Source organism: Oleiphilus sp. HI0080, from assembly GCF_001635135.1.
Genome location: NZ_LWFU01000831.1, coordinates 1 through 1,654, shown reverse-complemented (window position 1 = coordinate 1,654; position 1,654 = coordinate 1). Strand labels below are relative to the sequence as shown.

Here is a 1,654-nt window from a genome sequence, read left to right as displayed (position 1 = left end):
CCAATGGGATGAGTGGATACCATGCTTCATTGATAGAGTCATGAGCTCGTGATAAGCAGGATGAAAGCGTATTTCATCCACCCGATGGCCATATCGATCATGTGTGTGAAGCTCGGGCTTAACAACGTTTGCTTGAAAACCAAGTTCGACCACGTTTTCTGAACCACATATTTCACCAAGCACATTCAGGTCATCCGTGTTTAGATTGGGAGCAAGCGTCTTGACTATGGACGTTAGCGCGATATCGCTTGAATAAGTATTATGGTTGATCAGTGGCTCAGGTAAGTTTTCAACATGATGAGTCTTTGCCCAGTACTGGTTGCTTGGTTCAAAAACGGTCATAAAATGCCCTACCCTTCTTACTTAACTTATTGCTGTATAAAAAACGACTTGAAGGCCCAAAGTTATAAAGATAACTCCGGCTGCCGTATTTACGTGCTTTAACCGCGCAAAACGCGTGGCTTTGAAGCCTGAGCTAGTGACAATAAACGCAACTATGATATACCACAACCCATCAACAGCAGACGCGATTAGCGTCATCGCAATTTTTGCTTGACTCGACGGATCAAAAACTAAGAATTGTGAAAAAATTGCCGTGAAGAAGATCGCTAACTTCGGGTTAAGGAATGCAATGCTGAACCCATCGCGAATGGCAGAGAACTTTATCTGCTCGATACTTGGCGTGTTTTGAGGTGCGCTATTTGCCTTAAGGGACTTAACTCCGATATAGATCAGGAACACAGCGCCGATCAACGAAATATAGCTCATGAAGTTGGGTAAAAACTCAGTCAAACCGTGCATCGCGAATACGGTAAAGACAGCCCATAAAAGTACGCCAAAAGCATGAGCTATCGCAGCCGAGACTCCGGCTAACCGACCGTCATCGAAGGCATGCTGCATAACACACAACAGAGACGGCCCCGGGCTCATCGCACCAAGAAAACAGGTCGCGGTCAATAAAAGCCAATCAAAATAATTCATCGTAAAGTAAGCCTACTTCGCTTTCGAGAACGGCAGCCAAGCAGCCGATCGCTTTTTTAAAAGTTCTGAAGAATGAGGGGGATTTTAAAGGGTAAGTCTGGATTCAAAAGAGTATAACAATTCATGCTTTTGAAATTAATAGGACTGAGTATGGAGAAGCCTTTCCAGATTTAATCAAAATACTATGTACTTTTTAGGTGTTATCGCCCGCCAAAGCGCGTTTGATGTGGCTGCAAGAGAGCTTTTCAAATAAAAGGAGCTTGTAAGGGCCGTTGCTAAGTGCAACAAAATTCTTAGGAAGAGAGCTTTCGTATTTTCGGTTTGGAACACCAAAGGGACGCCCTTCTATCGCTCGATAAGATACGGTAGATCACTGATTCTTGCACAAAGGTACATCCTTATCCGTCCAAGCGTTATATCTTGACTATAGGACATAAAAAAACCCCAGCAGGGTGTCTGCTGGGGTTTCTGATTAAAGCCTGACGATGACCTACTCTCACATGGGACCTCCCACACTACCATCGGCGATGAACCGTTTCACTTCTGAGTTCGGGATGGGATCAGGTGGTTCCAGTTCTCTATGGTCGTCAGGCAAAACTCTGGTTGAAGACCATCACTGATCACCAACACTTAATTCTGCTGTTGTCTTTAACATTGGAAGCGATAGTAGCGC

At 44.5% G+C, this 1,654-nt stretch carries 1 protein-coding gene, 1 rRNA gene and 1 pseudogene; all 3 read right to left on the bottom strand.

The window, feature by feature from the left end; all coding sequences use genetic code 11:
* Positions 1-342, bottom strand: a pseudogene (locus A3751_RS16980) (DNA alkylation response protein); the annotation flags it as partial.
* A gap of 21 nt (positions 343-363) precedes the next feature.
* Complete coding sequence (locus A3751_RS16975) at positions 364-981, bottom strand: LysE family translocator (protein ID WP_068458162.1); 618 nt, start codon at positions 979-981, stop codon at positions 364-366.
* A 477-nt stretch (positions 982-1,458) separates the two neighbouring features.
* Positions 1,459-1,573, bottom strand: a 5S ribosomal RNA gene (gene rrf, locus A3751_RS16970).
* Positions 1,574-1,654: the final 81 nt, after the last annotated feature.

Bases quoted from the DNA above. Each gene is read 5' to 3' on its own strand.
- A3751_RS16975 (WP_068458162.1), bottom strand. From the start codon at position 981: ATGAATTATTTTGATTGGCTTTTATTGACCGCGACCTGTTTTCTTGGT.